The following is a 25,166-nucleotide window of genomic DNA, read 5'->3' as shown; positions in this document are numbered from 1 at the left end:
TCCATTAATTGTTTGGTATAATAGGATAAAAAGCATTTGGGGGAGACGAAATGGCGCTACTGGAGTTGAAACAATTAGGGAAGACGAACCAGTTACCAGTAATTGAGCTAGAGGTTGAGAAAGGACAATGTGTTGTTTTGCAATGTAATAACCATACAGCTAAAGTGTTGCATCGCATCATTATTGGTGAGGAAGAAGCTTCAACTGGCAATGTGCTATTTGGAGGCGAAGCGATTGGAAAGAAAAATTATTCCAGCATTGGTTTTTGTTTTTTGAAAGATGAAGCATATGATCGTTTGAAGGTGAAGGAATATTTTAAATTTTTGTTAGGGCTTTATGAATCAAAGACAAGTATAGAAGAAGTTGTACAATGTGTTGGTCTCCTAGATAAGTTAAACGTGAAAGTAGAAAAATTGTCATTTTCAGAGAAACGCCGACTTCATATTGGACGAGTTATGATTCATAATCCGGATTTAGTTATTTTGGAAGAACCAGAGCAAAATGTAGATACAGAAAGTACAATTATCATTCGAAAAGCAATTATGAAAATGAAAGAGAAAGGAAAGGCGATCTTTATTACGTCCTCTTTTCTATCAGACGCTCTTTCGTTAACAGAAGATGTATACATATTAAACAATGATGGTGTGAAAAAGGTCGAAATCGAGCAAGAAGAAGTGGAAGAAGTCGATGAAGAAAAAGTCGTTCAAATGATTCCGCAGATGAAATTAGAAAGAATACCAGCGAAAGTGAACGATAAAATCATTTTACTTGATCCGATGGAAATTCATTTCATTGAAACGCAAAACGGAGTGACACATATTCATGTACGCGAAGGTGATTTCGTATGTGCATTAACATTAAGTGAATTAGAAACGAGATTAACAGGATTCGGTTTCTTTAGATGTCATCGTTCGTACCTCGTTAATCTACAACGAGTACGAGAAGTTATTACGTGGACCCGGAATAGTTTTAGTTTAATTTTGGATGATGAAAGAAAAAGTTCAATTCCGCTTTCAAAAGGACGAATGGATGAATTAAAAGGTGTGATTGGGCTATAAAAAGTGCTCCAATAGGATCGAAATATGATTCATTCACCGGTAAAAATACTCCTTTTACCGGTATTTTACTGCGCCTACCCTTTGTTTTTCATATGATTGAGTCAAGAAAAGCGAAACATACAAACGAAAAGCGCTAAAGCGACTTTCATCTATAAAAGAAAAACAAAGGGGATGACGAAATGACATTGGCAATTGAAATGAAAGATGTAATGAAAAGTTTCAATGAAAAAACGGCACTTCGAAATGTAAATATTGAGGTGAAACAAGGAGAAATTTTTGGATTCCTCGGACCGAGTGGATCTGGTAAAACAACAACAGTAAAAATATTAACTTCTCAATTACTTCATAGTGTTGGAACAGTAAGAGTATTAGGGAAAGACATTACAGGACCAAGTAGCATCGATTATAAACGAATTGGTATTTTAACAGACAACAGCGGTTTATATGAAAGACTTAGCATTTATGATAACTTACTATTATTTTGCGACTTATACGATTGCAAAAAAGAAAGAATCGATGAAGTGCTAGCACAAGTGAATCTATTAGATGATAAAAAAACATTAGTAAAGAAACTATCAAAGGGAATGAAGCAGCGCGTCACACTAGCAAGAGCAATCCTTCATAAACCAGATATCCTCTTCTTAGACGAACCAACATCCGCACTCGATCCAGTTAACGTACAAAACATTCATAAAATCTTAAAAGACTTAAACAAAGAAGGAACGACGATTTTCTTAACGACGCACAATATGGAAGAGGCAGAGACGCTTTGTAACCGTATCGCCTTTCTATGCGGCGGAGAAATTGTAGCGCTTGATACACCAGAAAACCTTCGCTTACAATACGCGAAAGATCAAATACAAGTCGTATTAAAAGATAAGCAAAAAGAAGTCGTGCAAAAAGATGAATTAGGTGCAAAACGTATTTCAGAATGGATGAAAAAAGGCGAATTACTATCTATTCATTCACACGAGCCAACATTAGGCGATATCTTTATTGAAGTTACTGGGAGGGGATTATAATGACATTTTCAATGAGACGATTTTCTGCTATTTTTCGGAAAGAGGTACAGGATATTAAAGCAAATGCATCTGTACTCGTAATGGCGGCAATGCCAATTATATTTTCTTTTGTTTATCAACAGATGGATGGGCCGAAAGAGCAAATCGCTAATATGGTAACTTTAATGGCCTTAACGATGGTAGGAAGCTTTGTTCAAGCGGCTTTAATTGCGGAAGAAAAAGAAAAGCACACGCTACGTGTGATGATGTTATCGCCAGCATCATCGTTAGAAGTATTATTAGGAAAAAGCGCATTAACAGCTCTTATTACATTTGTAATTTGTATTAGTAACTTTGCTATTTTAGGTGTGATAAAGGGGAATATGGTTTTAATAGTTCTATTTTTACTTGCTAGCATATTTTTCTTCCTTATGTTAGGTACGGCGATTGGATTAATAGCTAAAACAACGGCATCAACATCAGTAGTAGGTATGCCGATTCTATTTATTTTTCTTTTAGCTCCAATGTTAGGAGGATTTATTAAAAGTGAGTTTGTAAAAAAAGCAATCGATTTTCTTCCAACGAAACATCTTGCGGATGCAATGCCAAAGCTACTAGCTGGAAAAGGGTTTTCAACTGTTAGTGGTGATTTAATAAATATTATAATTTGGTGTGTACTTTCAATTATTCTTTGTATTGTAGTTTACAAAAAGAAACAAATGGACTAAAAACTGAGCTGAAAATGCTCAGTTTTTTCTTTTTTCATCATTTCCTCGGAAATTTTACAATTTCTATACATATTTTTACATAATTTGTCGAAAAGTAATTAGTTATACGTTGTATAGGATACATGAATATTGTTCAAAATGATTGCTGAGGTGATGATGGAATGCGAGGAAGAAATAATAAAAAGTCGCAAAAGGTAGTACATTTATTTCAAAAAAGATGGGTGTTTCCGGCACTGTACATTGCTTGTGCAGCGGTAATCCTAGTGGTTGCGCTATGGTTCCAAGGAGCTAATCCGAAGAAGACTCCGAACCAAGATCAAGCAACACCGTATACACAATCGGAAGATCCAGCAGTACCAGTAACGAAATCTTCAGAAATAGTAAAAATGCCGGCAGCCGCTAATGCGGAAGTAGTCGTACAGAAGAAATTCTATGAAGATGCAGCAACTGAGGCGGAACAAGAAAAAGCACTTGTTTTTTATAACAACACATATTCCCCGAATAAAGGAATTGACATTGCTGCGAAAAATGGAAAAGAGTTCAATGTTGCTGCTGCTTTAAGTGGCACAGTAACAAAAGCTGAAAAAGATTCACTTCTTGGTTATGTTGTAACAGTTGATAGTGGAAATGGTGTAGCAGTTTCTTATCAAAGCTTAGGCAGTGTGAAAGTAGAAAAAGGTGCAAGAGTTGCACAAGGTGAAGTATTAGGAAAATCCGGTCTAAGTGCAATGAATAAAGAAGCAGGTTCTCACGTTCACTTTGAAGTACGTAAAGACAATGTGGCTGTGAACCCTGAGCGCTACTTAAATAAATCAGTAGCAGAAATTAAAGCTGATGCAGGTGCTACAAAAGCAACGAATGCTTCTGGTAAAAAAGCTGATGACAAATCTCAAAAAGAAGAGAAGTCAACGAGCACGAAACCAGAAAGTAAAACAGAAGATAAGTCTCAAAAAGAAGAGAAATCAACAAGCGGTTCGACTAGTGACAAAAAAGAAGAAACGAAGAAAGAAGAAAAATCAACAAATGGTTCTACAGAATCATCTAACGGTTCTTCTTCACAAGAATAAGAAAGTGAAAAAATCAGTTCTCATTAAGAGAACTGATTTTTTTATTTTTATCCTGCTATTTGCGGGTGGTAAGACCCTGATCTCAAAATTCAGCGAAAGCAAAGAAGTGAGGGAGGATTAACTGCCCGTAAAAGCCCGATTATTAGTTGAACTTTATATAAAAATAATCAATTTCGAGAAAAAAGTTGCAATAACAAGGAAAAATGACGAGATTCTCGAATATATATTACAAAAGGGAGGGGATACTGTGTCGTTTTTGTTTGTTCTGTCGATTGCTATTATATTATTGTTTGTTTTATTTACTTTGTATTATTATATTGCCGGTAAGAAGGAAGTTCCCCACCATCAATTGTTAGAAGAAGAATATGATCGAGAAGAATGACACCTTTTAAACAAGGTGTCATTTTTTTGCCAAAATAGTCATTGTTAACGTATTTCTCACAAAAAAACGTAATTTTTCTTAACTTAGTCCGCAAAAATAGTGAACATGTAGCATATATCAGTAGTGCGGGCAATACAATGGTATAAACCAAAGCAAAGAGAGTGTTTGAGGTGAGAAATCGTGAATCATTTCATTATAAATCCAAGAATGTTTAACGCTTACAAACAGCACTCACACTTACTTCTTAGTCGTATGCAGCGAAGCTCATTTCACACTTCTCACATCCAATTTAGGGAGGCGAGTGGTGTGCACGATTACATCAAAGAGAGAACTATCAAGATTGGTAAGTATATCGTGGAGACAAGAAAGACAGTGCGTGTAATTGCAAAGGAATTTGGGGTATCAAAGAGTACAGTCCATAAAGATTTAACAGAACGTCTACCAGAAATTAACCCAGAGCTCGCAAATGAAGTGAAAGAAATTCTTGATTATCATAAGTCTATTCGTCATTTAAGAGGCGGAGAAGCAACAAAACAGAAATATAGAAAAGAAGATGTGGAAAAGCCTGTACGTCAATAAAGTGAAACTTTAATCAGTGGGGCATGCCTCACTGATTATTAGTCTTCAGCAATCGGGCGTTTGCAGGCTTTTTGTCTTTCGCTCAACTCTTCTAAACTCGTCGGATTGATTTTGAGATGAGAGTCTTACCTTCCGTTAATATAAGATAAATATACGTTAGCAAACATTCCGCGTGCATTCGGTAATATTTTTCAGAAGAATTCTTTTTGCGAATATTACGTTTCTGTTAAATTTATGATAAAATCAGAAATTAGGTGTAAAAGAATTCGGGTGTAACCTGATTTTGAATATCGAGGAGGAAAAGACGGGAATGTTTGCGCGAGATATCGGAATTGACCTAGGTACGGCTAATGTATTAATTCATGTTAAAGGTAAGGGTATTGTATTAAATGAGCCATCTGTTGTGGCAATTGATCGTAATACAGGTAAAGTATTAGCAGTAGGTGAAGAAGCAAGAAGTATGGTGGGACGTACGCCTGGTAATATTGTAGCAATTCGTCCACTTAAAGATGGTGTAATCGCAGATTTCGAAATTACAGAAGCGATGTTAAAGTATTTCATTAACAAGTTGGACGTAAAGAGCTTCTTTTCAAAACCTCGCATTTTAATTTGTTGTCCAACAAATATCACATCAGTAGAACAAAAAGCAATTCGTGAAGCTGCTGAACGTTCAGGTGGTAAAACAGTATTTTTAGAAGAAGAACCAAAAGTAGCCGCAGTTGGTGCGGGTATGGAAATCTTCCAACCAAGCGGTAACATGGTTGTTGATATTGGTGGAGGTACAACAGATATCGCTGTACTATCTATGGGTGATATTGTTACCTCTTCTTCTATCAAAATGGCTGGCGATAAGTTTGATATGGAGATCTTAAACTACGTTAAACGTAAGTATAAGCTATTAATTGGAGAACGTACTTCAGAAAATATTAAAATTAAAGTCGGTACAGTATTCCCAGGTGCACGTAGTGAAGAGCTTGAAATTCGCGGACGTGACATGGTAACAGGTTTACCACGTACAATTACAGTATGCTCTGAAGAAATTACAGAAGCACTAAAAGAAGACGCGGCTATCATTGTACAAGCTGCAAAAGGCGTACTAGAGCGCACACCACCAGAACTATCTGCGGACATTATCGACCGTGGTGTTATTTTAACAGGCGGCGGAGCTTTACTACACGGTATCGACATGCTTCTAGCGGAAGAATTAAAGGTACCAGTATTAATCGCTGAAAACCCAATGCAATGTGTTGCGGTTGGTACAGGTATTATGTTAGAGAATATTGACAAATTACCACGTCGTGCTTTGAAATAAAGTGAAACTTTCATCAGTGGGGCACCCAACTGATTATTATTTCAAAAATAGCTGGATAAAGTAGAAGGAACTAAGGTGTAAACCTTAGTTCTTTTTTATTTTTATATTTTTTTATTTCGTTTTTTTGCGAAAATGAGAGAAAAATAAAGAAAAACGGAGGAAACAGGTAAAATATTCATATATATGGTTAAATTTAATATTTCCTTATTTGAAAACGTTTATAATATAATGAGTCGAATACGACATTAAGGCAAATAATGTTTCAATACATATTGCCTTTCCCTAATCTGGGCATACACTCTTTTCTACCTCCGTGTCAGTTGCAGGAATGTGCAACTATTTTAAGGGAATAGAGTGTGTGCATTTTTTTATATGGAGAAGTAAGTATACTAAATATAAAAATTCACTTTGTAATGACAAACGATAAACAAAATGGGATAATAACAATATGTCCAAGTGGTAAGACCAATATTACAAAAGGGGCGATCATTACATGCTAAATATAGAACAAATTAAAGAAATCATTCCTCACCGCTATCCATTTTTACTTGTTGATAAAATATTAGAAGTAGATGAAGGGAAAAGAGCGGTTGGAATTAAAAATGTATCTGCAAACGAAGAATTCTTTAATGGACACTTCCCTGACTATGCAGTTATGCCTGGCGTACTTATTGTAGAAGCGTTAGCACAAGTCGGAGCGGTTGCTGTATTAAAGAAAGAAGAAAACCGCGGAAGACTTGCTTTCTTCGCAGGTATCGACAATTGTCGTTTCAAAAAACAAGTACGCCCTGGTGATCAACTTCGCCTAGAAGTTGAAATGACACGTGTACGTGGCCCGATCGGAAAAGGAAAAGCAATTGCGACAGTAGATGGTGAAGTTGCATGTGAAGCTGAAATCACATTTGCAATTGGTGATAAAAAAGAATAGAGAACAAATAAAAAAATCTCCTTGTGAACGTACAAGGAGATTTTTTGTTTCTGTTATATAGCGATGAAACGATAAAATACAAACTAATCAGAAAATTACTTGTAAATAGATGGTAATTACCATATAATTTACTTTATCATTTATTTAGAAAATAGGATAAGTGATAAAGGTAATGAAGAAGTCAGGGCATTGTCATATTGTTAAGGCACTTATATAAGACAAAGTAGAATGTTATTGATTATGATGAGATATGGGGAAATCAGCAATACAAAATATTAATTAGACGTATGAAATCGAGCATAAGAGAGAGAAAAGGGAAATGTCGCATTTCACAAAAGGAGATTATGAATATGTTCGGGAGAAAGAAAAGAAAATCATTACGACAATTAATTACACATAAAGAGCCTAAATCGCGTATTACAGAACAATATCGTAACATTCGTACAAACATTGAATTTACATCTGTAGATAGTCATGTTCGTTCTGTTATCGTTACCTCGGCAGATCCAGGTGATGGGAAAACAACGACAATCGCAAACTTAGCAGTTGTTTTCGGCCAACAAGGAAAGAAAGTTTTATTAATTGGAGCTGACTTGCGTAAGCCGACGATACAAAACTTATTTGCCATTCATAGTTCAAATGGGTTAACGAACTTATTATCAGGCCAAGCAAAGCTTATGCAATGCATTCAAAAAACAGATATAGAGAACGTATATTTAATGGCAGCAGGTCCAATCCCGCCCAATCCAGCAGAATTACTAGGAAGCCGGGCGATGGACGAAGCGTTGCTAGAAGCATATAACATGTTTGATATTATTTTAATCGACACACCACCTGTCCTTGCGGTTACGGATGCGCAAATACTAGCGAATAAATGCGATGGAATCGTACTCGTTGTACGCAGTGAAAAGACAGAAAAAGATAAAATCGTAAAAGCGAAACAAATATTAGATAAAGCATCAGGAAAACTACTAGGTGTTGTTTTAAACGATAAAAGAGAAGAAAAAGAGCAGTATGGTTATTACTAAAATATAAAAGCCAACAAAAATTTTTGTTGGCTTTTTATTGTTTTCTGAAAATTATTTATCAAGTTATACACTATAAAAAACATGATATGATAAAATTTTTGGGAAATGATTGGAATGTGTTGTCAGATTTAAGATTATTTTGTAAGATTAAACTTGTTTCTTGTGAACAAATATAGAACTGAATGATTAAAAATAAAAAATGTAAGATTTATATGTTATAATTTTTCCTATGTGTAAATTTTAGAAAGTTGGAGGAACTTATGGAAGAAACAATTAATCTAAAAGAGTTATTTCATATCTTAAAAAAACGTTTAGCAATGATCCTCGTAATCGCCTTTGGTGCAGCTATTGTAAGTGCTATCATTAGCTTCTTCTTTATGACACCAATCTATCAATCTTCGACGCAAATTCTTGTTAACCAGAAGAAGCAAGAGGGTGCAATGATTCAAGCGGGTGAAGTTCAAACGAATATTCAATTAACGAATACATATAAGGTTATTATTAAAAGTCCAGTTATTTTGGATCAAGTTAAAGAAAAATTGGGACTAGATGTAACGACCCAAGATTTAAATGGGAAAATTGAAGTAGTAAATGAAAAGGATTCACAAGTAGTAACTGTAACAGCACAAGATAAAAATCCAAAACTAGCTCGTGATATTGCTAACACAACTGCAGAAGTATTTAAGGGAGAAATAGCGAAAATTATGAATGTTGATAGTGTAACTGTACTTTCAAAAGCAGAAATCGCAGAAAATCTATCTCCAATTAAACCACGCCCGATGTTAAATGTAGCAATTGCTTTCGTTGTTGGTTTAATGGCTTCAGTTGGTCTCGCATTCTTACTAGAATATTTAGATAACACAGTGAAAAAAGAAGAAGATGTAGAAAGCTTACTTGGCTTACCAGTGTTAGGTATTGTAGCTCGTATGGATGAAGAAACATTGAACGTGAAATCACACGCTCCATCATCAAGAAAAGTGAGGGGACAAACAATTGGCTCTTAATTTATTTAAAAAGAAAAAAAATCATCGTCAACGTCGTCAATTAATTGCTCATCAACAACCGAAATCACCAATTTCAGAGCAATATCGTAATATTCGAACGAATATCGAATTTGCAGCTATTGATACGAATTTACATTCGTTAATGGTAACATCTGCGAATCCAAGCGAAGGGAAAACGACAACGACAGCGAATATGGCAGTTGTGTTTGCCCAACAGGGAAAGAAAGTATTATTAATTGATGCGGATATGCGTAAACCAGCGATGCATCAAATGTTCCAAGTTGATAATATTTTTGGACTAACGAATGTACTAACACATAGTGAACGTTTAGAGAAATGTGTGCAAACAACATTAGTGGATAATCTACACTTTTTAGCTTGCGGTCCAATCCCACCAAATCCAGCAGAATTGTTAGGTTCGAAATCAATGAAAGAACTTCTTGGACAAGCATACAGCATGTACGACTTAGTTATTTTTGATTTACCACCTATTTTAGCGGTAACAGACGCACAAATTATGGCAAATGTATGTGATGCTTCTATTCTTGTCGTTCGTAGTGAAGCGACGGAAAAAGAAACAGCGATAAAGGCAAAAGGATTGTTAGAATCGGCTAAAGGCAAACTGTTAGGTGTCGTTCTGAACGATCGTGAACGTGAACAAGGCCTATATTATTATTACGGTGCAAACTAGTTAAAAGAGTGAGATATGGTTGAAACATATCTCCTTTTTTCCCTTGAATATGAGATGTCTCATATTCAAGGGAAAAAAGATTACTAGGAAAGAGGGAGGATAAAACTAATGATTGATTTACATTGTCACATTTTACATGGCATCGATGATGGTGCACAAACAGTAACAGATAGTTTAGCGATGGCGCAGCAAGCTGTAGCAGAAGGAATACATACAATTGTCGCAACGCCGCACCATCAAAATGGGAAATATATAAATGAGCGTACCTCAATTATTCATCAAGTAAAACAACTAAATGATGAACTACAACAACATAATATTCCACTTACTATTTTACCAGGGCAAGAGGTCAGATTATATGGTGATTTATTAGAAGACTATGAAGCTGGTAAAATCGTTACCTTGAACGAAACAAATAAATACATATTCATTGAATTCCCATCGAATCACGTACCGCGTTATGCTGAACAATTATTATACGAATTACTTGTTAAGGGAATGATTCCAATTATCGTCCATCCAGAACGTAATGCCGAGTTAATCGAGCGGCCAGATAAGTTATATAACCTTGTAAGTAAAGGGGTATTAACACAAGTGACGGCAGGTAGTTTATTGGGAAAATTCGGTAAAAAAATTAAAAAATTTTCACTACAACTTGTGGAGCACAATTTAACGCATATGATCGCATCAGATGCACATAACACAACGTCAAGAGGATTTCATTTAATGGAAAGCTACGAATTAATTGAGAAAGAATTCGGAATGAGTGTTATGAGTGATTTAAAAGAAAATCCATATTTGTTAATCAGTGGGAAATCGATTTATAAAGAAGATCCGGAACAAATCCGTCGTAAAAAATTGTTCGGTATTTTTTAATAAAGAATTGGTGATGTCTCCTAACCGTTATCAACGGAGGCACTCGGTTGTGCTGTGGGTAGAAGTTTTATTTCGTGCCTACCTTAGACGCTTGTCGTCGGGAGCATGGCGTGAGGTTGGGTTAGATGCCCATAATTTATTTGTAATAGAAACTCTACCTATGGAGTTATAAATATGACTCTATAGGTAGGGTTTTTGTTATTGTTACATATAAATAAAAAGATATGGGGGATTATAGGTGAAAAAAGTAAGAAAAGCGATTATTCCAGCTGCTGGTCTTGGAACAAGATTTTTACCAGCGACGAAAGCGATGCCAAAAGAAATGTTGCCAATCGTTGATAAGCCGACAATTCAATACATAATAGAAGAAGCAATAGAATCAGGAATTGAAGATATTATTATTGTTACTGGAAAAGGAAAGCGCGCGATTGAAGATCATTTTGATCATTCCTTTGAACTAGAACAAAACCTTTTAGAAAAAGGAAAGTATGAAATGCTTGAGAAAGTACAGGCTTCTTCAAAAATTAATATTCATTACATAAGACAAAAGGAACCGAAAGGTTTAGGACATGCAGTATGGTGTGCACGTAAATTTATTGGAAATGAACCATTTGCGGTATTGCTTGGTGATGACATTGTCCAAGCAGATACACCATGTTTACGTCAATTAATGGATCAATATGAAGGTACACAGTCGTCAGTTATTGGTGTACAAACAGTCCCTGAAAATGAAACACACCGCTACGGTATTATTGATCCAGTTGAACAAGATGATCGCCGTTATCAAGTGCGTCAATTTGTCGAAAAGCCAGCTGAAGGAACAGCACCATCTAATTTGGCGATTATGGGTCGTTACATATTGACACCAGAAATCTTTATGTTCCTTGAAAACCAACAGACAGGTGCTGGTGGAGAAATTCAGTTGACAGATGCGATTCAAAGTTTAAATGAAATTCAGCGTGTGTTTGCATATGATTTTGAAGGTACTCGTTATGATGTTGGAGAGAAATTTGGGTTTATTAAGACAACAATTGAGATGGCACTTCAGCATGAAGAATTGAGAGAAGAATTGATGAAATATATGAATGGGCTTGTAAAGAAAGAAAATATACATGCATAAAGGTGAGGTGGGAGAGCATTGAACTTGGTAAAAATATCAAGCGGAGAATTGGAAAAGGAAAATAATATAGAGCTTGATTTGAAAAAAGTAAATGCAAGTAGAGGATATTTAGTGGCTAAGCGTTGTATTGATTTTATTGGAGCGTTATGTGGACTAATTTTATTAGCTCCTGTTTTTTTGATTGTAGCAGTGTTAATTAAATACCAAGATCCGAAAGGACCTGTGTTGTTTAAACAGATTCGTATTGGAAAAGATGGAAAAGAATTTTATATGTATAAGTTTCGCTCAATGGTTGTAGACGCGGAAGAGAAATTAAAGGATTTATTAAAACATAATGAAGTATCTGGTGCGATGTTTAAAATGAAAGAGGACCCTCGAGTTACAAGGATTGGGAAACTTATTCGAAAAACGAGTATTGATGAACTACCACAGCTATTAAATGTATTAAAAGGTGAAATGAGCTTAGTAGGACCTCGTCCACCACTTCCCAGAGAAGTAAAGGAATATACAGCATATGATAAGCAACGTTTACTTGTTACTCCGGGATGTGCGGGGCTTTGGCAAGTAACGGAGAGAAATAGTGTTGGATTCAAAGAAATGGTCGAGCTAGATTTAGAATATATAAACAAACGAAGTGTAATCTATGATTTGAAAATTATTTTTAAAACGATTCAAATTATGATTAAGTCTAATGGTGCATCTTAGTAGTAGTAGCTAACTCGTAGAAAAGAGGTTGGAAAAAATGGATAAAAAGATTTGTGTAATGGGCCTAGGATATATTGGGTTACCAACTGCTAGTTTACTAGCAACTAAAGGATTTCAAGTACATGGTGTCGATGTAAATGAAAACGCAGTTGAAATGATTAATAGTGGTAAAGTACATATTTATGAACCAGATTTAGATATTTTAGTTAAGGCAGCTGTACAAAGTGGGAAATTGAAAGCTTCATTGAAGCCAGAAGAAGCCGATATTTTTATTTTAGCAGTTCCGACACCATTCCAAGATGAGCATAAACCTGATTTAGCATATGTAGAAGCAGCAGCTAAAACGATTGCACCTGTTATAAAAAATGGGGATATCATTATACTTGAGTCTACAAGCCCGATTGGTACAACTGAAAAAGTTGCGGAATGGATTTTGGAAGAACGACCAGATTTAACAACTTCTGAGGAAATGCATAGTGATAAAGGAAGAATCTATGTAGCTCATTGTCCGGAACGTGTATTGCCGGGGCATATATTAAAGGAGCTAGTCGAAAATGATCGTATTATTGGTGGATTAGACAAAGAATCTACAAAACGTACAGTTGAATTTTATAAACAATTTGTAAAAGGAAAAATTCTTGATACAAATGCAAGAACAGCTGAGATGGCAAAATTGACTGAGAACTCTTTCCGTGATGTAAATATCGCCTTTGCAAATGAGCTATCTTTAATATGTGATAAGTTAAATATTAATGTTTGGGAATTAATCCGTTTAGCAAATCGTCACCCTCGTGTGAATATTTTACAGCCTGGCCCAGGTGTAGGGGGGCATTGTATCGCTGTAGATCCCTGGTTTATTGTAGATGCTGCACCTGAAGAAGCAAAACTTATACATACTGCAAGAAATGTGAATGATTATAAACCGATGTATGTAGTTGAAAAAGTCAAAGAAAAAGCAGATCGATTTAAAAATCCAGTAATTGCTTGTTTAGGATTAGCGTTTAAAGCGAATATTGATGATTTACGTGAAAGTCCTGCCCTAGAAATTGTTAAACATTTAGCGGAATCTAGTGTGGGAGAAGTTATTGCAGTAGAGCCACATGTAAATGAATTACCAGTGTCTCTTCAGGAGAAGGGAATTTCTCTTCTTTCAGTTGAAGATGCTGTAGCAAAATCAGACATTATTTTGGTATTAGTTGATCATGATATTTTTGGTTCGATTGACTTTGATCAATTGAAAGAGAAAGTGGTTATTGATACAAAAGGATTTATTAAATAATTTATAAATTGTTTTGGGGGACAAGAATGTCAAGGTTCTTACAGAAAGTGCGTAATTTAAAAGGAAAATCAATTCACCTAATTGCTCGCAAGGTAGCTCGAAAATCATATGATGCAATATATTATAAGGGACGTAAAATAGTTATTTTGAAGAACTTAATTGATTTAGAGGAAGAAGCCTTTAAAGATTTTCAACCACAATATAAATTTATATTTAAATCAAGAGAGAAATTAGATTATGTAGCTAAGTTGCAAAAAATAAGTGTGGAAGAAGATATTATTAGAGATGCGGATAAAATTTGCAAGCATATTTTTAATTTGTTAGGTTCTGGAGATATACAATTAGACAAAAAAATTCCGTGGAATAAGGATTTTAAAACAGGGTTTATTTGGGAAAATCAATTTTATAAAGAAATTAAAGTAATTGACTTGCAAAATAATGCGGATGTCAAGGTGCCGTGGGAATTATCAAGATTTCAACATGTTTTTACATTGGGAAAAGCATATTGGATAACAAAAGATGAAAAATATGCGTTAGAGTTTAAAGAACAAATAATGGATTGGATAGAAAAAAACCCTATTGAAATGTCTGTTAATTGGACGTGTACAATGGATATAGCTATTAGGGCTGTAAACTGGATAGCTGGTTATTACTTTTTTAAAGACTCTAGAGAGATAGATAATAAATTTTGGGGAATTTTTAATAAGAGTTTATATATGCACGGAAGATTTATTTATAAAAATTTAGAGAATAAAGGTGAACATACTGGTAATCATTATGTATCTAATATAGTAGGATTAGTCTGGTTAGGTTTGTATTTTAAGGGGTTTAGCCTTTCTTCGGCCTTTAATATAAATACTCCAGAAAAATGGTTGGCATACGGGGTTACTGAATTAGAAAAAGAGATGTTTGTTCAAGTGAATGAAGATGGAACAAATTATGAGGCCTCTACTTCATATCATAGATTGGTTGCAGAATTATTTTTAATTACAACCATTTTGTGTAATGAAAATAATATTATATTTTCTAATGAATATGTAAAGCGCTTAGAAAATATGTGTGAATTCCTGATGTATTTAAATCAACCAAATGGAAAAAGTCCATTAATTGGAGATGCAGATGATGGAAGATTATTTATTTTTTCTAAGTATTGTTCTTGGAATAAAAATGATTTTCGGCACTTACTAGCAATTGCAGGTGAATTTTTTAACAGGGATGATTTTCGATATTTTGGTGTAAGTTACAGGGAAGATGCTTTATGGTGTACAGGAAAGTGGGAAAAGGTAGAGCATCAGTTATCGTTAGAGTCTAAGGCCTTTAATGATGGCGGATATTACATTTTGCGGAATGAAAATATGTATTGTTGTGTCCGATGTGGAGAATTATCATTTAGGGGACAAGGAGCACATAGTCATAACGATCAGCTAAGCTTCACCTTAAGTATTAATGGAGAAGATATTTTTATTGATGCTGGCACATTTACGTATACAGCGGATTATCAGGCAAGAAATTTATTTAGAAGTACAAGTATGCATAATACACTTGAAATTCCACCATATGAACAAAATGATTTCGAAAAAAATAATTTATTTGAGATGAGAGAACAAAGTTTTTCAAAATGCACTTATGTTGATAATAATAAATTTATAGGTCAACATAAAGGTTATGTAGATAAGTGTGATGTAATCCATGAAAGATCTATATACCTAGGAAAAAGCAATTTAAATATTGAGGATAATATATTAGGTGGGAAAAATTTTGAGTTATGCAAATTTAATTTTATCTTAGATCCGGAAGTGAAAATTAACATTGAAGAAAATGAGGTACATATTTTTAAAAAACATGTAAAAGTAATTTTACAAGTAAATAAAAATATGAAAATAGATCATGAAACTATTTTTGTTTCTGATGGTTATGGGAAAAAAGAAGAAAGTATAAAGTTGGTGGTGAAAACTTCCGCCTCATACCTAGAGACATCTATAGTATTTAAAAATTATAAGGGTGATTAGTTTGAAGAATACTATAAAAAAATTACCGTATCCGTTTAAATTACCGCTATTATATATGGCTGCATTAATTCCTCAAAAGTTGAGAGAAAGTAAAGAGTATAAAGATTACGTAAGATTTTTAGAGTCTTCTTCTTCATGGGATGCTATAAAGATAGCTGAATTTCAAAATACACAATTACAGCTATTAATTAAGCATGCTTATGAAAACGTTCCTTTCTATACTCAAATGTTTAATCAATATGGGATAAGTGTAAAAGATATCAGGGATGTCAGGGATTTGAGGAAAATTCCTATTATAGATAAGTCAGTGGTTAAAGAAAATAGAGAGAAATTTATAGCTGAAAATATTGATATGAGTAAACTTAGGTCTATTAATACAGGTGGCACGACTTCTAGCCCAATGCATTTCTTCAATACAGATACTACAAACAATAGAGAAGCGGCATTTTTTAATCGTATATGGAAGAGTTATGGTTATGAAGGGCAATTATGCTTAGTGTTAAGAGGAGATGCAAATGATAGTGAACAATTGTATAAATATAGCCCTTATAATAAATTAATATCTATAAATACTAGAAATTTAGATGAAGAAAAAATGAAGGGAATATTAAATGTTATTTCAAAATATGAACCTTTTTTTATACAAGCATATCCTTCGTTGATTTATCTGTTATCTAAATATATTAATAAAAATGGATTATCTGGAAAAATAGGGAGATTTAAAGCTATCTTTTGTTCCTCAGAAAAAATGTACGATTTTCAAAGGGAAGAAATAAAAAAAGCCTTTAATACTCAAGTGATTGACTATTATGGGCATAATGAGCGTCTAGCTTTAATGGAATATTGCCCAAAATGTAGCAGGTATCATGTTTTACCTGAATATGGTATTGTTGAATTTTTGGATAACAATGGTTCCCTAGTCAATCAAGAAAATCAAATGGCCGAAATTGTGGGGACAGGTTTTAATAACTATGCTTTTCCACTTATTCGTTATAAAACATCAGATATGGCAACAATATCTGGAGAAGATTTTCAATGTAAATGTGGTAAACCATATATCAGCGTAAAAGAAATTGATGGACGATCAGGGGACTTTTTAGTGACCGAGGATGGGAAGCATTATTCACCAACTATGTTGGAGTTTGCTATTCGTCATATTGAAAATTTTAAAGATTTGCAGTTAGTACAAAAAAGTTATAATCATTTGGAAGTACTTATTGTACCAAATCAATATTATAAAGAAGATGAGGGAAATCGTTTTAGTGATGAACTTCAAAAAAGAATAGATACTCATATTAATATTGAAATAAAAACAGTGAACCATATAGATAGACCGTTAAATCAAAAACATAGATTTATTATCTCTAATATAAAGTGAGGGGCTAAACAGTGAAAAAAACAATTGGATTTCCTATAAGTGACAAGAAAAATGAAAAAAGAAGAGCTTTAGTACCTGAAGATATAGTAAACATTAGTAATAAAGATATGATATATGTTGAAAAGGGATACGGTGAGATTTTAGGAATTACAGATCAACAGTATAGTGATATGGGAGTTAATGTAGTTGAAAGAGATATTGTTATGTCTAGAGATGTTATATGTGACCCTAAAGCTGGTGATGCTGGATATCTAAACGATTTAAAGGAAGGACAACTTATTTTTGGTTGGATACATGCAGTTCAAAATAAGGACATAACAGATCAGTTTATAGATAATAAACTAACTGCAATCGCTTGGGAAGATATGTTTGAAAGTGGGAGACACGTTTTTTGGCGAAATAATGAGATTGCTGGAGAAGCTGCAATTTTACATGCTTATAATTTATATGGGAAATTACCATACGAGACAAAAGTTGCTATTTTAGGGCGTGGAAATATAGGAAGAGGCGCATATAAAACATTAGTTGCTCTTGGGGCCGATGTTGTAATGTATGATAGAAGAACAGAAAAGTTATTTCAAAAAGAACTAAAAAAATATGATGTACTAGTGAATGCGATTCTTTGGGATGTTGATCGCACAGATCATATTATTTATAAAGAAGATTTAAAACATATGAAAAAGGGGGCAATGATTATTGATATTAGTTGCGATGCACATAAAGCTGTAGAGACAAGTGTTCCGACTAGTATAAGTAATCCTGTCTATGAAATTGATGGAGTTTTACATTATGTAGTAGATCATACTCCAGCTATGTTTTATAAAACTGTTTCTAGATCTTTAAGTCTAGAGATTTGTAAATATATAGATTTTATTGTTGAAGATATAGAAAATGAGGTATTATTAGGGGCTTTAATTATAGATAAAGGAATAATTAGAGATAAACGCATAGCAGATTTTCAAAATCGCTGTTTAGAAACAGTGTAGAGAAATAAATAGCTCTTAAAAAGAACTAAAAGGAGAGCTTATATAATGAAAATTAATATAATTGGTACAGTCCCACCCCCTATAGGTGGGATTTCTGTTCATATAAAAAGGACAAAAAAGTTTTTAGATGAACGAAAAATAGAAAGTGTAGTATACAATGAAGCAAATTGGGGAAGAGAAGAAGATGATATTTATCCTATAAAAAATTATAAATTTTTTATGTGTAGACTTCCTTTTTTAAAGGCTGATGTGTTCCACTTTCATTCCATAGATATAAAAATTCGTATTCTTTTAGGAGTATATAATTTTTTTGGGAAAAAAATTATATTAACAGTACATGGAGAAAGTCTAACTGATCAATTGAAAAGTTCTAGTTTTATTACTAGGTATTTATTATTAAAAAGTCTAAATAAACTTGAAAGAATTATTTGTGTAAATAATTCAATTACAAATAACCTAATTCAGTTTGGAGTAGAACATCAAAAAGTGATTACAGTTCCAGGATATATCCATCCGCAAGAGGATAAGAAAGATATCCTTAGTATACCAGAAACAGTTTGGGGTTTCATAAAAAGAACGCCTTTTCTTATTAGTGCAAACGGATGTGTACGTTTTTATAAAAATGAGGATTTGTACGGAATTGATATGCTTATTGAATTAATGAAGAAATTAAAAGATAACAGAATAGAAACGAGCTTACTATTTGCTGTTTTAGATAAAGATAGTCAGACAGAACTTGAAAAAACGTATTATCAAGAGTTAAAAGAAAGAATAATAAGATATAAATTGGAAAATAACATTATGTTTTATGAGGTAGAAAATACAGAGTTTTATCCTATTCTCCAAAAAACAAATCTGTTTATAAGGCCTACTAATACTGATGGTTTGGGAGTATCAATTACAGAAGCAATTTATTATAGAGTACCTTCCATAGCAAGCAAGGTCTGTGAAAGACCAACAGGTACGATATTGTTTGAATCCCGGAACATAGATGATTTATTTGAGAAAGTAATTAAGGTTATTCAAAATTATAATGAGTATGTTGATGAGATAAGTGTGATAAATAATCAAGATTATGCAGAAAACTTGCTCAGTATTTATAGAGAGGTAAGCTCTAAGTAAAAATATTAAATTAGTAAGGTTTGGAGGATAAAATGTATCAGATTAATGTATGTAGCTCATTAGAAGATGTACAAAATAAAAAAAACGAGTGGTTGGACTTTGAAAAAAAAATAAACAATCAAAATATAACCACTTCGTATTATTGGATAGAAAGCTTTCTAAAAGTATTTTTTCCAAGAGAAGATAATCAATTTGGCTATAAAAAAAAGCTCATTGTAATCTTTCTGTATAAAGAAGGAGAGTTAATTGCAATAGCTCCATTAATACAAGTAGTCCATAAAAAATATGGAATTAAATTAAAAATGATAGAATTTATAGGCCAACAATGGGGTGGAACCTTTATTGATATTATTGGTAGAGGTTTAAGCAAAGAGGACGTAGATTATATCATGAGATATGTTTATAGTAATTATAAATTTGACTTATTACAACTTAAATATATCAGAAAATCTACTGAGAATTTTGATTTGAATAGTAAAGATGCAGAAGTTTTATCAGGATGCCCATATCTGGTAATTGAGGATTTCAATGAGTTCGATGAATACAAAAATCAGATATATTCAAAAAAATTAAAGCAAAATATTAGAACAGCATTTAATAAAATGAAGAAAAAAGGATTAATTTATGATTCAGTAATTGAAAGAATAAATAATCAAAACTTTGAAGAAATTGTAAGGATTTCCCGATCAAAACTTGAGGATGGTAAAGGTAGTATTTATTTAGATGAAGATAAGAAGAAATTTGTAAAAACAATTATTGATAGTTTACCAAGCGAGGTTATATTTGGAAGGGTTAATAATGATTGTGTTGCTTACAGACTGAATTTATTTTTTAATGATATAAAATTTTGCTTTGATGCAGCCTATGATAGGGAATTTAGAAATCTAGAATTAGGCACCCTATCAGTAGAAGAAAGTATTAAGGATAGTTTTAAGAAGAATATTAAATTACATTCGGAAGGTACGGGAACAGATTTTTATAAGTTGAAATTTATGAAAGAAGTAGAGCAAATCTATACATACACCAAAAAGGGAAATACTTTACTAAGCTTTATACATTATAAGAGGCATTTAATTAAAGTAAGAAAAAATAATGACTAGATAGAATAATGATATGATTCTAAGAAAATAATGAAAGGTAATAGATGATGAGCTTAGTAAATAAAATTAGAAATCGGAGTATCAAAATTATAATTAAAAAAATTAAAACAAAATTTTTCACGGTTTCCAACGGATATATATTAAACTTGAATAATTATAGTATGGTTTCTTATGAGGAAAAATACAATTGTTATGTATTAATGCCAATGCAAATGTATCATTTGAAAACAATGATTGAGTTATATGATAACCAAATAGGTAGTTACAAGTACGAAATTCTAAAAAAAAGAATTGCGGAACAGAATAAACATATACCGTATGTAGTAGTAGACAAAGAAGGAGATTTATATGGTTATTTCCACCTCTCGATTGGAGATACGCGAGATGGTACTATAAATATCGATGTCCAAGTTAGTAAAAATACAGTGTATTTATTTGATGATTACACATTTTTAGAAAAACGTGGTAAAGGTGTACATAAATTTTCGGTTTACTCACGTTTGGAGTTGGCTAAGAAACTAGGATATTCAAAAGCTATTGTAAACATATTAAAAGGAAATTTGTATTCTGAAAAAAGCTATCAGGGATTAGGTTTTATAAAAAATCTAGTTTATTATTATGTTCACATTTTAAACTTTAAAAAAACTTTTACGCGTGTAGTTAAGAAATAATTTTAAGTTAAGGAATAGTGGTAAGTATGAGTTTAAATAGTAATAAGTTGATATCTAGTGGAACAGTATATTTTATATTTTCAATTCTAACACAACTAATAAATATGTTACTCATCCCTTTATATACTAGTAATCTATCACAAAATGATTATGGGAAATATGAATTATTAAATACCATACAACAATTGTTAGGTCTTGCTATTACGATTGGAGTATATTCGGGATTAAAAAGATTTTTTTATGATGTAGAAAATAAAATAACATTGAAAAATACAGCATTAAACTTCTCAGTATTATGGGGGATTGTTGTTTTTTCATTTGTATATTTTATTAGTCCGTTAATAAGTGATTATGTTTTTAGTGGTGATAATGAGGTCACTCTTTATATTAGAGTTATAGTAATAACTTCTTTATTGACATGTTTGATTGCTATATATACTAGTTATTATGAAATGGAATTTAAAGCTTTTAGGGTAGCCATAGTACAATTAAGTATCTTAGTTTTAACATTTTTATTAGCCACATATTATATTTTGATTTTAGGCAATGGAATTATAGGTATATTAAAGGCTACTTTAATTTCGAATCTATTAGTTTTTATTGTATTATTTATATTAGACTTTAAAAATTATAAAATTGCTATTCATGTACCATATCTCAAAAACATACTGTATTATGGTGGAGGTTTATTGTTAGGACAAATTTCGGCATGGATATTAAATTTGATAGATCGCTTTTTTATTAAAGAATTAATCAATTATTCAGCAGTTGCGGTGTATTCAATATCTTCGAAAATTGGAATGTTAATAAATCCAGTTTTTATCACGCCATTTGCTCAAGTATTTACAGCTTATAAATTTAAGGTTTATAAAGAAGAAGGCGGTCAACAAAAAATCCAAAATATGTTTCGAATCTACAATATTGTAGGTTGTTTTTGTATTTTTGGATTGGCTATATTTGGTAAGGTAATGATTAGTATTTTAGCTACAAATGAATATTTAGAGGCGTATAAGATTATTCCATTAATTGCTATTTCCCATTTTATATGGGGAATTGGACAATTTTATTCTTTAGGTTTACATGTAGCAAATAAAATGATGTTAAATTCCCTAATTGTTGTAATCAGTGCTTTTATAAATATAGTTCTAAATATATTACTGATTCCTCATCTTGGAATAAATGGTGCAGCTTTAGCTACAATTGTATCTTATATAGTGGCTAATATTCTTTATTATTATTTTAGTGAAAAATACTATAGTTTAGGATTAGGCTTACTATATCCATATAAATATTTTACCATTTTTGTTTTATTATATGGGATATATTGGATGTTCATTTCTCCAATTCAAAATTTATACATTGAATTTATTTGTAATGTATTTCTATGTATAGTATATGTTTTATTATTGATTGTTTTCAAGTTTACTAATATTCAAGAAATTAGGGGCGTTCTGTTGTCAATTGTAAAAAAGAAATAGACAACACTCAAAAGTATTTAATTTTTTGAGCTAATGCATAATAAAGATTAAATGAAAAGTAATTTAAAATAGTAAGTATTCTAATAAGGAGAAGGTATGATGAATATTGAAATATGTAAGTGGTTTAATAATTCAGATTCTCCAGTTATGTTTATGATAGACGATTTAGCAAACGTTTGGGTAGATACAACTAAAAGCGGGGAATTAGAATTAGGTGAAGATTGGGGTTATTGGAAAAATGAAGAGAAATCATCTTTTCGATATTTAAACGAAGTTATTCTGAAAAATTTCCCAGAGGTAAAAGTGACATTCTTTGTACCGGTAGGTGTTAGGGTAGGGATGGTGAAAAATCCCGTAGTTCCTTCAATATCTGAAAGAATAGATAACGATAATGAAACAAAAAAATTTTTCCGTGAAATTCATGAAGATAATAAATTTGAAATTGCGTATCATGGAACAACGCATGGAAGGGTAGGAAGTACAAACCTAGACTTTAAACAGGAATGGGAATTGTTTAATGATTTAGAAGAAGCTATAGTAACAATTGAAAAAGGGAAACAGATTTTCAGGAATGCCATTGGAGTAGATCCTGTAGGTGGTAAATACTGTGGGTATACAAGTAATGGGTATTCAGATTCCAGCATAGATAAAACCGGTTTCTTATGGTGGTGCCGATATTGGAATAAAGGAATAGAAGAAGAAACGATCTCCAATATTACAGGTGAGGACAAGAATTCTTTAACTAATTTTGATGTTAAATTTTTTGGAGAGAGAAAGGTTATAGATATTCCCTCTACAGTAAATGGGGCGTTGCTAACTAGTATATTCAATTATAATAAAAGGTCTGTTAAGGGAATAACAAAGCATTTTTTTAAAAAATATTTAATAAAGAAAAAGCTAACACAAATTAATCAATTACTGGATAATAAATTAATTATTAGTATACAAGAGCACATTGCCCCTTCACGAGATGATGGTAGACGTCAAGCGCCTAATATATTTGATGATAAGAAAAGTTTAAGAACTATATTTAGATATTTACAAGATAAAAATGTATGGTATTGTACAGGAAGTGAATTGTCAGATTATGTGAGGTTGAGGGAAAGTATAAAAATTGAACTTGTGGACAAATCAAGTTTTAGAATTAATAGTAATCTATCTCAGAATGTAACCTTTAATACTATTACATTAAAGGTGGATTTAACTAGCCGTTTTAAAATAATGTTACCCAATAAGGAGATAGTTGAATCTAATGTAGGGATTGTTAATATTCCTGTGTTAGCAGGTAATTACACAATTTTAGCTTGATTTTCTTGGTTGAAAAGTTTAAGCGCTAAATACCTATTTAATCTAAGGAGATTAAAATGCAACATTTATATGCGGTCAATAAGCTTCGTTTTAATTATGCAGTACTTTTTTGTATATGTTTATTTATTTTAAATGAAACCACTAGAGCATTTTTTCAAAATAAATTAGCTATCTTAAATATAGCGTTTTTATTTTTAGGAGTATTATTTTTACTTAAATCTATATCTAAGGGTAATTTCAATAGAACACTATTCTTTATAGGTGTATTTTTATCATGTTTATTGGTAGTAGGTGGTTTTTTTATTTTTGAACATTCACCACTTCAAATGAGTTGGACATTTATTAATATAATTCTCCCTATATTGATTTTAAGTGTGTATATGGATTTTAATGAAACTATAAACGGATTAGGAAAATTTCTTCAGTTATTTAATGTATTTGTTATGGTTCTATTTGTAATGGGAGTTGTCGATTTTATAACTAACGGATCTATTCAGTTATATTTGGCCTCTACTATTTATACATCCAATGGTTTAGGTCAATTAATTAGGTATGAGCATTATATGGGGATATATAGGTATTATTCAATTGCAGGACATCCTCTAACTAATGCAAAATTTTTCTTGTTATTTCTAATTTTAAATAATATTTATGGGGGATATATTAAATTTTTAATTAATAGGTACATACTGATAATAATCTCCCTGACGGGGATATTATTGAGTGGGAGTAAAACAGCCTTAATGTTGGCTCTTATAATAATTGTTTTTGGAACAAAGCCTAATAAGTATAAGTTACTTTATTATACCTTAATTATTAGTGTGTTTTTAATATTATTTAATACTTCCTTGTTTCAAAATAATTTAGCAAAACGTTTTATTGAAGGTATTGCCACAGGAGATATTTCAACAGGTAGAAACGAATTATTAGCACGTTTAATGAATAGTGATATGGCACCTTTGCCAAAATTTTTCTTTGGTGAAGGATTAGATTATTCGCGTTATGTAGCAGGCCTTTTACATAATTATATAGGAAACTTTGAATATCCTATAATTATGTTTGCATATGATTATGGGATACTAATTACTATACTCATCTATATTTGTGTGTTCTTATACCCAGCTACTGTATTATTAAAAAATAAAGATTACAAATTGTTTTTTTATTTTTTAGTGATATCTATAATGATGAATTCGAATAATGGAATAGCAAATGTAAATGGTGACACCTTATCTCAATTTTGTATTATTCTCTTATTCTTTATGAATATTAGTACAACGAAGCGACGAAAATATGTAGAAAAATTATAGAGAATACATTATGAGAATTGCATATAAACAAGATATATAGATAACA

General features: G+C 32.2%; 24 protein-coding genes. All 24 read left to right on the top strand.

Translation table 11 applies throughout. The features are described from left to right. Positions 1-50 precede the first annotated feature (50 nt). Positions 51-1,058, top strand: a complete 1,008-nt coding sequence (locus DPQ31_RS26110) for a LytTR family transcriptional regulator DNA-binding domain-containing protein (RefSeq protein ID WP_208731222.1) — start codon at positions 51-53, stop codon at positions 1,056-1,058. Positions 1,059-1,237: 179 nt separating this feature from the next. Then, entirely contained in the window at positions 1,238-2,080 is an 843-nt protein-coding gene (locus tag DPQ31_RS26105) for an ABC transporter ATP-binding protein (protein WP_000170852.1), read from the top strand. Further along, on the top strand, positions 2,080-2,787 hold the full coding sequence (locus DPQ31_RS26100; RefSeq protein WP_199632509.1) for an ABC transporter permease: 708 nt from the start codon (positions 2,080-2,082) through the stop codon (positions 2,785-2,787). Before DPQ31_RS26105 ends, DPQ31_RS26100 begins: the two co-directional genes overlap by 1 nt. 161 nt (positions 2,788-2,948) lie before the next feature. Then, the gene (locus DPQ31_RS26095; protein ID WP_087950844.1) at positions 2,949-3,854 is read left to right on the top strand and encodes a stage II sporulation protein SpoIIQ; all 906 of its coding nucleotides are present in this window, start codon (positions 2,949-2,951) and stop codon (positions 3,852-3,854) included. 247 nt (positions 3,855-4,101) lie between these two features. After that, positions 4,102-4,236 (top strand): hypothetical protein, encoded by a 135-nt coding sequence (locus DPQ31_RS26090; protein WP_000008898.1) that lies wholly within the window; start codon positions 4,102-4,104, stop codon positions 4,234-4,236. 306 nt (positions 4,237-4,542) lie between these two features. Beyond that, on the top strand, positions 4,543-4,815 hold the full coding sequence (gene spoIIID / locus DPQ31_RS26085; protein ID WP_000544012.1) for a sporulation transcriptional regulator SpoIIID: 273 nt from the start codon (positions 4,543-4,545) through the stop codon (positions 4,813-4,815). A gap of 310 nt (positions 4,816-5,125) precedes the next feature. Beyond that, a complete protein-coding gene (locus DPQ31_RS26080; protein WP_000457991.1) occupies positions 5,126-6,127 on the top strand; it encodes a rod shape-determining protein in 1,002 nt (333 codons plus the stop codon). A gap of 493 nt (positions 6,128-6,620) precedes the next feature. Further along, positions 6,621-7,055, top strand: coding sequence for a 3-hydroxyacyl-ACP dehydratase FabZ (fabZ, locus tag DPQ31_RS26075; protein WP_000931959.1), 435 nt, complete (start codon positions 6,621-6,623; stop codon positions 7,053-7,055). Positions 7,056-7,405: 350 nt separating this feature from the next. Next, a complete protein-coding gene (locus tag DPQ31_RS26070) occupies positions 7,406-8,083 on the top strand; it encodes a CpsD/CapB family tyrosine-protein kinase (protein ID WP_208731221.1) in 678 nt (225 codons plus the stop codon). 260 nt (positions 8,084-8,343) lie between these two features. Beyond that, positions 8,344-9,087 carry a YveK family protein gene (locus tag DPQ31_RS26065; RefSeq protein WP_208731220.1) on the top strand — a complete coding sequence of 248 codons (744 nt, stop codon included), beginning with the start codon at positions 8,344-8,346 and terminating at the stop codon, positions 9,085-9,087. Continuing rightward, a complete protein-coding gene (locus DPQ31_RS26060; protein WP_098652527.1) occupies positions 9,077-9,778 on the top strand; it encodes a CpsD/CapB family tyrosine-protein kinase in 702 nt (233 codons plus the stop codon). Before DPQ31_RS26065 ends, DPQ31_RS26060 begins: the two co-directional genes overlap by 11 nt. A gap of 108 nt (positions 9,779-9,886) precedes the next feature. Next, the gene (locus DPQ31_RS26055; RefSeq protein WP_208731219.1) at positions 9,887-10,654 is read left to right on the top strand and encodes a tyrosine-protein phosphatase; all 768 of its coding nucleotides are present in this window, start codon (positions 9,887-9,889) and stop codon (positions 10,652-10,654) included. Positions 10,655-10,892: 238 nt separating this feature from the next. Continuing rightward, positions 10,893-11,774 (top strand): UTP--glucose-1-phosphate uridylyltransferase BpsC, encoded by an 882-nt coding sequence (gene bpsC / locus DPQ31_RS26050; protein WP_208731218.1) that lies wholly within the window; start codon positions 10,893-10,895, stop codon positions 11,772-11,774. A gap of 18 nt (positions 11,775-11,792) precedes the next feature. Beyond that, positions 11,793-12,479 carry a sugar transferase gene (locus DPQ31_RS26045; protein ID WP_098652524.1) on the top strand — a complete coding sequence of 229 codons (687 nt, stop codon included), beginning with the start codon at positions 11,793-11,795 and terminating at the stop codon, positions 12,477-12,479. 37 nt (positions 12,480-12,516) lie between these two features. Beyond that, positions 12,517-13,758: a UDP-N-acetyl-D-mannosamine dehydrogenase gene (gene wecC, locus DPQ31_RS26040; RefSeq protein ID WP_098652523.1), complete on the top strand. Its 1,242-nt coding sequence runs from the start codon at positions 12,517-12,519 to the stop codon at positions 13,756-13,758. Between the two features lie 26 nt (positions 13,759-13,784). Then, positions 13,785-15,767, top strand: coding sequence for an alginate lyase family protein (locus DPQ31_RS26035; RefSeq protein WP_208731217.1), 1,983 nt, complete (start codon positions 13,785-13,787; stop codon positions 15,765-15,767). A gap of 1 nt (position 15,768) precedes the next feature. Then, entirely contained in the window at positions 15,769-17,145 is a 1,377-nt protein-coding gene (locus DPQ31_RS26030; protein ID WP_208731216.1) for an acyl-CoA synthetase family protein, read from the top strand. 11 nt (positions 17,146-17,156) lie between these two features. Further along, positions 17,157-18,131: a N(5)-(carboxyethyl)ornithine synthase gene (locus DPQ31_RS26025; protein WP_208731215.1), complete on the top strand. Its 975-nt coding sequence runs from the start codon at positions 17,157-17,159 to the stop codon at positions 18,129-18,131. A 45-nt stretch (positions 18,132-18,176) separates the two neighbouring features. Next, a complete protein-coding gene (locus tag DPQ31_RS26020) occupies positions 18,177-19,253 on the top strand; it encodes a glycosyltransferase family 4 protein (RefSeq protein ID WP_208731214.1) in 1,077 nt (358 codons plus the stop codon). Between the two features lie 32 nt (positions 19,254-19,285). Next, positions 19,286-20,353: a GNAT family N-acetyltransferase gene (locus DPQ31_RS26015; protein ID WP_208731213.1), complete on the top strand. Its 1,068-nt coding sequence runs from the start codon at positions 19,286-19,288 to the stop codon at positions 20,351-20,353. A gap of 44 nt (positions 20,354-20,397) precedes the next feature. Then, entirely contained in the window at positions 20,398-21,024 is a 627-nt protein-coding gene (locus DPQ31_RS26010) for a GNAT family N-acetyltransferase (protein WP_098652517.1), read from the top strand. Between the two features lie 26 nt (positions 21,025-21,050). Then, on the top strand, positions 21,051-22,502 hold the full coding sequence (locus DPQ31_RS26005; RefSeq protein WP_208731212.1) for a lipopolysaccharide biosynthesis protein: 1,452 nt from the start codon (positions 21,051-21,053) through the stop codon (positions 22,500-22,502). Between the two features lie 99 nt (positions 22,503-22,601). Then, the gene (locus DPQ31_RS26000; protein WP_261797474.1) at positions 22,602-23,810 is read left to right on the top strand and encodes a polysaccharide deacetylase family protein; all 1,209 of its coding nucleotides are present in this window, start codon (positions 22,602-22,604) and stop codon (positions 23,808-23,810) included. A gap of 56 nt (positions 23,811-23,866) precedes the next feature. After that, on the top strand, positions 23,867-25,120 hold the full coding sequence (locus DPQ31_RS25995) for a hypothetical protein (RefSeq protein WP_208731210.1): 1,254 nt from the start codon (positions 23,867-23,869) through the stop codon (positions 25,118-25,120). The last annotated feature ends 46 nt before the right edge of the window (positions 25,121-25,166 follow it).

The organism is Bacillus sp. COPE52 (assembly GCF_003355115.1).
GTDB lineage: Bacteria > Bacillota > Bacilli > Bacillales > Bacillaceae_G > Bacillus_A > Bacillus_A toyonensis.
This window is presented reverse-complemented; position numbering and strand designations above follow the sequence as displayed.